Origin of the sequence: Paenibacillus sp. EZ-K15 (genome assembly GCF_002573715.1) — a bacterium.
In the GTDB taxonomy this organism is placed as follows: domain Bacteria; phylum Bacillota; class Bacilli; order Paenibacillales; family Paenibacillaceae; genus Paenibacillus_AQ.
Map to the genome: position 1 here is coordinate 231,998 of NZ_PDHM01000020.1, position 7,879 is coordinate 239,876.

Annotated in this window: 6 protein-coding genes; 3 read left to right on the top strand and 3 right to left on the bottom strand. The window is 50.3% G+C overall.

The genetic code is table 11. The features are described from left to right. Positions 1 to 297: 297 nt before the first annotated feature. Together CRG97_RS24065 and CRG97_RS24070 are read right to left on the bottom strand one after the other, a co-directional pair. Positions 298 to 2,571, bottom strand: coding sequence for a helix-turn-helix domain-containing protein (locus CRG97_RS24065; RefSeq protein WP_098748235.1), 2,274 nt, complete (start codon positions 2,569 to 2,571; stop codon positions 298 to 300). 146 nt (positions 2,572 to 2,717) lie between these two features. Next, positions 2,718 to 3,062 carry a winged helix-turn-helix transcriptional regulator gene (locus CRG97_RS24070; RefSeq protein WP_098748236.1) on the bottom strand — a complete coding sequence of 115 codons (345 nt, stop codon included), beginning with the start codon at positions 3,060 to 3,062 and terminating at the stop codon, positions 2,718 to 2,720. Between the two features lie 198 nt (positions 3,063 to 3,260). On the opposite strand from CRG97_RS24070, the gene CRG97_RS24075 reads away from it, so the two are divergent. Together CRG97_RS24075 and CRG97_RS24080 are read left to right on the top strand one after the other, a co-directional pair. Next, on the top strand, positions 3,261 to 4,436 hold the full coding sequence (locus tag CRG97_RS24075) for an MFS transporter (RefSeq protein WP_098748237.1): 1,176 nt from the start codon (positions 3,261 to 3,263) through the stop codon (positions 4,434 to 4,436). Positions 4,437 to 4,593: 157 nt separating this feature from the next. Continuing rightward, positions 4,594 to 5,496: a cupin domain-containing protein gene (locus CRG97_RS24080; protein WP_098748238.1), complete on the top strand. Its 903-nt coding sequence runs from the start codon at positions 4,594 to 4,596 to the stop codon at positions 5,494 to 5,496. Positions 5,497 to 5,589: 93 nt separating this feature from the next. Here CRG97_RS24080 and CRG97_RS24085 read toward each other — a convergent pair whose 3' ends face one another. Next, positions 5,590 to 5,895, bottom strand: a complete 306-nt coding sequence (locus CRG97_RS24085) for a hypothetical protein (RefSeq protein WP_202618994.1) — start codon at positions 5,893 to 5,895, stop codon at positions 5,590 to 5,592. Positions 5,896 to 5,996: 101 nt separating this feature from the next. On the opposite strand from CRG97_RS24085, the gene CRG97_RS24090 reads away from it, so the two are divergent. Continuing rightward, a complete protein-coding gene (locus tag CRG97_RS24090) occupies positions 5,997 to 7,358 on the top strand; it encodes a dipeptidase (protein WP_098748239.1) in 1,362 nt (453 codons plus the stop codon). The last annotated feature ends 521 nt before the right edge of the window (positions 7,359 to 7,879 follow it).

Here is a 7,879-nt window from a genome sequence, read left to right on the forward strand (position 1 = left end):
TCCATGGGGGAATGCGGCCATGTCTTGGCCTTGCCTTGGGACACATTTCACTCTAAACGGAGGGGAAGAGCCCCGTAAACGAACAGTTTTTTAAGCATCCTCATTTTTTGAAAGCGCTTATAATTAAAGGGGTGAAAGTGCAACCAGTCCGGATCGCTACAGGGAATTCAAATATTGTATATGTTCAAAAATTGAAGCTGCTCCGCTTTAAGAAAGCGCTGGCACAAGAAGCGTATAACGAAAAAAGTTTACAAAAGACCGCTGTAAGCTGCCTTATTCGGCATCAGCGGTCTTCGTTTATGCTTTATGCGTATTTCGATATTGACCGGGCGTCGTGCCCACCATCTTTTTGAAGGAACGGATAAAACTCGAGGTGTTGGTGTATCCGACCTGTTGGGAAATGGATTCGAGGGTCTCCTCGCTGTCCCGCAGAAGCTGTATGGATTTCTGGATGCGAAGCTGGTCGATATACTCCTTGAAATTTTGCCCCATCGTTTTCTTGAAGTGATGGCTGAAGTTGGAGACTGACATATCAAAATAATCGGCCATCATCTGCAGCGAGCAGTTTGGATCCATTCCTTTCTCCGCTATGAGGGACAGAATCTCTTCCTGCGTTGCCGTACGGGACACGGGGAGCGTTTCGCTGATCATATCGCACAGCTTGGCATAACTCTCCCTGATAATCCCGATCATCTGCTCCAGCGTATAGCGGTGGTTAAATGCCGCCTCGGTTAGCCGCAGCAGGCTCTGGTCGTCATGATTGAACCGCTGGAGGCCGTTGAAGATGACGGTAACCGTATTGAGGTACACGCTCCGTATCATATGCGGGGGCAGGCTGTCATTGCTTAAGTAACCGATCATTCGCTCCGCTAAAGAGGACAGCATGCCCGCATCGTTCTTGAGGATCGCAAGCTCGAGGGATTGCAGGATTTCGGCAAAATAGGAGACGGCTCCAGTTTGGGGGACCTCGAGGTTGTCAAAGACCAGCACGGTCCCGGTCTTCCGGATGCGCAGAAACTCCGCTGTGCGGAGCGCCTGCAGGTAGGAGAGATGGAGGTCCACGGGCGATTGGGCTGCGCTAGGCTTGCCGATGCCAATCGCCGTCTGTTGGCCCGTACGCTCCAAGATTTCTTCCTGTAGTTGCTCTAGGCAGGATTTGATAGGGAAATCGTCTGCATGAGAGCACACCAGAATCAATTCCTGCTGATAGATGCTCTTGAAGAAGTAGCCTTGGGCAGCATCAGGCAGCAGTCCCTCATCATCCCGGCAGCAAGCCAATATCTTGTCCATCCCTACTCCGTCCGCTTCACAGCATAATACGGCAACCGTGAAGTTATCATGATGAAACCGGATGCCGACCCTGCGGGCTTCCTGTTCAAAGTTCTCCCAGTCTGGAATATGCCCACTCACCAGCTCAAACAGCAAGTTATCCCGCATAATCGGCAAAGAGCCCCTCACATGCTCGTCCAGCTTGCTGTTAGCCTGCGAAAGCTCCTCCAACGTATACTTGATCGTGTCAATCTCATTCATCGGTTTTCGCTCCTGTGGTTCAAACACATGTACGGCAAGATCAACCAGACGGCGAATTGGCTGGTAGTTCTTCCGGATGGATACGTAGATGATGAACACTTCAAGCAGCAGGATCAGCCCGACAAGGATGGCTGTATTCAGTTGAATCGTCCGAATGCCCTGCAGGGACTTAGATACCGGCAGCAAACTCACGTATTTCCAGCCATTCTTATCCGAAACGGAGAACGACACCAGATAGTCCGTTCCGCTGATTTGGTAAATGCCCGAAGAAGAAGCTGACTCCTCCCCTATGCCGTGCACAAGCTTCCTGAAATCATCGGAGGATTGGTATGACGTATCATTGGAGGATACCAATCGCCTTCCCTGGCCGTCTAACACAAAAAAATCGCCGCTATAGGTTTCCGAAACGGACTTCATCATCCGGACAATCGTATCCTCCCTGACCATGATCATGACGGCCCCGGGGGAATTCGAGCCTCCTACCGGCAGCGGCTGTACAAAGGTCAGCATTCTGACCCGGTTATTCCCGGGCACAACTACATTCTCCACAGGCCTGACGATAGGGGAACTAAGATCATTCAGGGTCTGGATCATATCTTCGTGCGCCCAGTTTTCATAATAGTAACCGACACCCGGAATGGAGAGGTCATCCAGACTGTATGCGCTTCCAGTTTTGGAAAACAAATAACCGATGTTCTTCACATACAGCAAGGTGTTGTAAATAAAAGCATCGGTTGCATTGTATTTTTTCATCTCATTGGCAATAAGCACCCGCTGGTAGTCGCTTTCCTCCGCCTTATACATTTTGAATTCCCGGTTCTGCACCAGCTCAAACGGCAGATTGTACACATACCTTGTAAACGTATCCATCGATGTCATGAACTGCTCCGTAATATGCGCATTCCAGTCCATTTCCTTCTCTTTCACCACTTCCGCCGAATAGGGATAGTAATAGCACAGGATGACGATCACGGGAAACATCAGTACAAGCAAATAGGAAATCAACAATTTTGTCAGCAGGTTAATCTTATGGATTCGCAAGCGGCGACCACCTCCCTATCCTTCATACCCAATCTGAAAATGTTATCTATAAGAATACGTAATTTTCAAAAAAAAGAAAACTCATTTCCTGTGTTAAACCTTTGGAAATGAGTTTTTTGATATGTGTACTATTTTTGTGGCAGCAGTCAAGAGGATTGTTCCACTCCCCATTTTTCGGCCCACTTCTCCATCTCTTTCAAAGAATCCAGGAAGTCCAATCCCTTGTCGGTCAATGAATATTCCACGGATACCGGAACGGTAGGGAATACCTCACGTCTTACGATACCGTTTGCTTCCAAATGCCGCAGCACATCCGTTAAGGATTGCGTCTTGATGATAGCTGCATCCCGATGAAGCTGATTAAAACGTTTCGCTCCTTGAGCTAATTGCGCGATGACAAGAAACGCCCATTTGGCTCCAAGAATTTGCAGCACTGAGCAGATATGATTGAACGCCGGCGTTTCCTGAAAGTCTTCTCTAACCGGTTCCACAGCCTCACCCCATCACTAACTAATCGTAAGTTAGTCTAAATGATTGGATAATATCCAAATACTTTGCCTTCTTACATAATATATGCGTCTTACTTATAATACAAACACAAAGAGATTTCAAGTTATACCAACCCGTTTGCGGCATGTGCTAGCCATGATCGCAGAGGTATTGATTTGCTAACGAAGGGATGAATGGATATGAATCGATTTACGATATATTTATTGGCGCTTGGGGTTTTTCTTACTGCCACCTCGGAACTGGTCGTCTCGGGTATTCTGTATGCGATCGCAGACGATCTTCATATTTCCTTGGCCTTTGCCGGCCAGCTGATTACCGCTTATTCGCTTGCTTTTGCGATCGGAACACCGTTTCTGGTCTCGCTCACCGCTCGGTTCAACCGTAAAAAGGTGCTGCTGGGCTCGCTGCTGCTGTTCATTGCCGGCAGTCTCGTTTCCTATTTCAGCACCGAAGTATGGATGCTCATGGGTTCCCGCGTCATTCTGGGGGTAGGCTCAGGCGTCTATCTCGTTGCCGCAATGGGGACAGCAGCCAAGCTGGTATCACCGGATACGTTAGGCCGTGCCATCGGCACCATCGTGCTAGGTTTCAGCAGCGCCATGGTGCTGGGCGTACCGATCGGAATATGGCTCACGAATCTGCTGAACTGGCAATCGATCTTTCTGCTGCTGGCTCTGCTCAGTCTGCTGGTCGCCTTTGTCCTGATCAGACTCCTGCCAGATGTTGAAGGGGACGCTCCTGTTCCCTTTCACCAGCAATTCAAAGTGCTGGGGAGCGCCGTAATCGTGAGCGCGCTGCTGCTTACGTTCTTCCGGGAATCCGGCAACTCGGTACTGTTCACGTATGTTACGCCATTTATCCAGGATATCTTCCATATCGCTCCGTCAGGCATCAGTATCATTATGCTCGGCTTTGGACTATTTGGAGCGATCGGCTCGAGGCTCGGCGGATATGGGGTCGACCGGTTTGGGCCTGCGAAAGTGATTACCCTCAGCACGCTCATTCATATCGCGGTTTTCGCACTTCTTCCGCTGCTCTCAGGCCAATCGTTTATAGGACTCGGGCTGATGGGAATCATGGTGCTGTCCATGTTTGCGGCAGGTCCGGCGGTCCAGAGTTATTTTATCCAGCAGGCACCGGGCTCCTCCAATCTGATTCTCAGCTTAAACACCTCCATTGTGCACCTCGGGTTAGCCGCAGGCGCGGGTGCGGGAGGCTTCATGGTCAATACGACATTCACGCTTCAATATCATCCATGGCTCGGTGGATTCGTGCTCGCGCTTGGACTGGCTGCAGGACTGGTCAGCTTCTCGGCTGGACGGAAGTCGCCGATTTCCATACCGAAATCAGCCTGACCTCGCCTGCTCCGCCATAGGGGTTTAGCGCAAGCCGCCCTGCCAGCGGGCGGCTTGCATCTGCTGATTCATAAAATGGGCTCACGGATGTTTGCCCATGGGCATAACGTGTGTTATGGGTCAACGCCTATTACATTATGAAGGGCAGGAATCAATAGTGGCGGTCTCTTATATGGATTTCACCTCACCCTCCGTTCGGTATACTTACGATATGAGCAATAACCCTTTTTTCAAAAAAGATAGTCAAAATTACATTAATTCTCTCTCCGTAAAAGAATTGAACACGCTCGGCAACGCTTCCCTGCTGGATATATACCTCAGTACCGGAAACGTAGTGGAGCCGCATATCCATCAGAATGCAACGGAGCTGGTATATGTCGTTTCCGGCTCAGCCATCGTCTCCCTTGTCAATCCGTTTACGAAAGAGCTGCTGAACTTCACGGTAACGCCGGGTCAGGTTGCGCTTGTGCCCCAAGGCTGGTGGCATTATGAAATGGCGACGGTTGACAACACGCACCTGATCGCGGTCTTTGACGCACCGGTGCCTGAGTTTATTGGAGGCTCGGATCTTTTGAGATTGACGCCGGCCAGCGTGTTCGCTCACACCTACTGCCTGGATGAAGCCAAAGTCAAGGATACCCTGGCTCCGATTACCGATACGGTTATCATCGGCCCGCCCAACAACTGCTCGCAGCAAGGGCAGATGAAACATCCTCAACATTCGTCACATCAAAATCAGTACTATTATCATCAAGAAACATCTGGTAATCGAGACTATGAGCTTCTTCAGAAGCAGCAGCAGCAGCAATATCAGCAACAGCAGCTGCAATTTCAGCAGCAGCAACAGCAACCGATGTTCCAGCAGCAATTTCAAGCTCAGGATCAACCGCAGCATGGAGCATATGCTGCTGAACCGCAGCGAACACCAACTCCATCACAAGAACAATTCCGTTCACAACAGCAGTTACAAGAACAACAGCGTCAGCAATTCATCCAACAGCAACGGCAGCTGCCATTCTTACAGCGCCAGCTGATTGGAAATGGCTGGGATCAATTCTGATCAACCCTTTGGTGATTATAGGCCCTCGAACGCCATACGCAGCATCACTGACGAACAGTGATGCTGCGTATTTCTTTTTTATATGGAATTATATTATTTAGGAAGACCGGATGCTCCCCTTATTTTCAGCTTCCGGCACGTAATGTTCTCAGGCCGTGTAACCGAAATGGACCACTGAATGCCCGATGTCAAATTCACCAGGCTTAAATAATATCCATGTCCTGCGCCTGTATCGATCCCCAGCTTGCCATCGCCATACCAGGGCTCCTCTGGCGGTACACCCAGACGAAACGTAGTAGTGTGTCCGAAAACAATCGTTTTATCCATATAACGCGGCGACTGATGAAACGGTGCACGGATCTCCGTCAATTCTTCGGGCTTTGGGCGTGAAAGTTTCAAGATTAATCCCGCTATATTTCGTATTCTTCGAAAAACGGTTAGAATAGTAAGGTACGGCATCCATCGAATGCCAATGTATATTGAAGGAGGATCCCTATAACATGAGCGTTGATTATAAAGCGTATTTCGCTGAACACCGCGAAACCCATCTGAATGAGCTGAAGGAATGGTTGTCCATTCCGAGCATTTCGGCCCTGTCCGAGCACAAAGGCGATGTGGCAAAAGCTGCCGAGTGGCTCGCAGGCAAGCTGACGGAAGCAGGCCTTGAGCATGTGGAAGTTCATCAAACGGCGGGACACCCTATTATTACGGCAGACTATCTGCATGCCGAAGGCAAACCAACCGTGCTCGTTTACGGTCACTATGACGTACAGCCTGTAGACCCGCTTCATCTGTGGGAAACGCCGCCCTTCGAGCCGGCTATCCGTAACGGCAAATTGTATGCACGCGGAGCAACGGACGATAAAGGCCAGCTTTTCCTGCATGTCAAAGCTGTTGAAGCCATTTTGAAGCAAGAGAAAGAGCTTCCGGTCAACATCAAATTCTGCATTGAAGGCGAAGAAGAGGTGTCCAGCCCGAATCTCCCGCTCTATCTTGACAACAACAAGGACAAGCTGGCCGCAGACGCCATCGTGATCTCGGATACATCCCTGCTCGCACCTGGCAAACCGGCCATTTCCACAGGCCTTCGCGGATTGTGCTCCCTGGAGTTGTCTCTGGAAACAGCCAATACCGACCTTCATTCCGGTACATATGGCGGCGGCGTACCTAACGCCTTGCATGCCCTCGTCTCCCTGCTCTCTTCGCTTCATGACGAGCAAGGCCGTGTCGCCGTAAAAGGCTTCTATGACGGCGTGCTCGAGCTGTCGCCTGAAATGCGCGAGGAATTTGCCAAGCAGGAATTCGACGAGGATAAGCTGAAGCAGGATCTCGGCCTCGATTCCCTGTACGGTGAGGAAGGATTCTCCTTCGTTGAACGCGTGGGAGCGCGTCCGACCCTTGAGCTGAACGGCGTATATGGCGGATTCCAGGGTGAAGGCAGCAAGACGGTCATTCCGAAGGAAGCTCATGCCAAAATTACTTGCCGCTTGGTAGCGGACCAGGATCCGCAAGCGGTTCTTGACGCAATTGAAGCCCACTTGCATGCCCACACTCCAATCGGTTCGAAGATTACGTTTAAACCGAAGGAAAAGGCATTCGCCTTCAACATCGATCCGTCCCATCCAATGCTGCAAAAAGCCGCGGACGCCTTCGAACATGTCTACGGCACGCGTGCCCTCTTTACAAAGGATGGCGGATCCATCCCGATCGTGGAGAAGTTGTCCAGCACGCTTGATGCTCCTGCCGTCATGATGGGCTTTGGCTTGCCGGACGAGAATCTGCATGCGCCGAACGAGCATTTGAATTTGGAGAATTTCGATAAGGGCTTGCTGACGATCGTTGAGTATTTGAAGCTCGCGTAAACTTTTGCCGCCAACGGCCAAAGCGTAGACGCCAACATCACCTGGATACCGCGACCTTCACGCGGGAAGGAAAGCCCAAAGAGTAATCGTAAAGATCCTAAAAAAGAACGCGTATGGCGGGATAACCGAATCCCTGCCAATACGCGTTCTTTGTTTTTTAAGAAAAGCCTCTTACGCCATGCACATACCGACCATCGGCCTGCGGCTTCGGTTTACCGAAGAAATCGGCCATGGGGTGTGTCCTACAAAAAACTTAATACTGGCTGCTATCCCCAGACAGGTGGATGCCGTCTCCAAACAAGCGAGATTCCATCCTAACAGACGGCCTCCGTCACCAAAAAGGCGGGTTCTATCACCAACAAGCAGCTACTATCACCACAACAAGCCGCATCTAACGGACCACAGATCCGTTATTTGCACGATTCAGGCGATTTTCTCATCCTAACGGACACCATGCTCTTCTGTCAAGAAAGTGGACACCTTTAGAAGTTAAGCTGCATTCTCGTAGTAGAGCTGTTCAA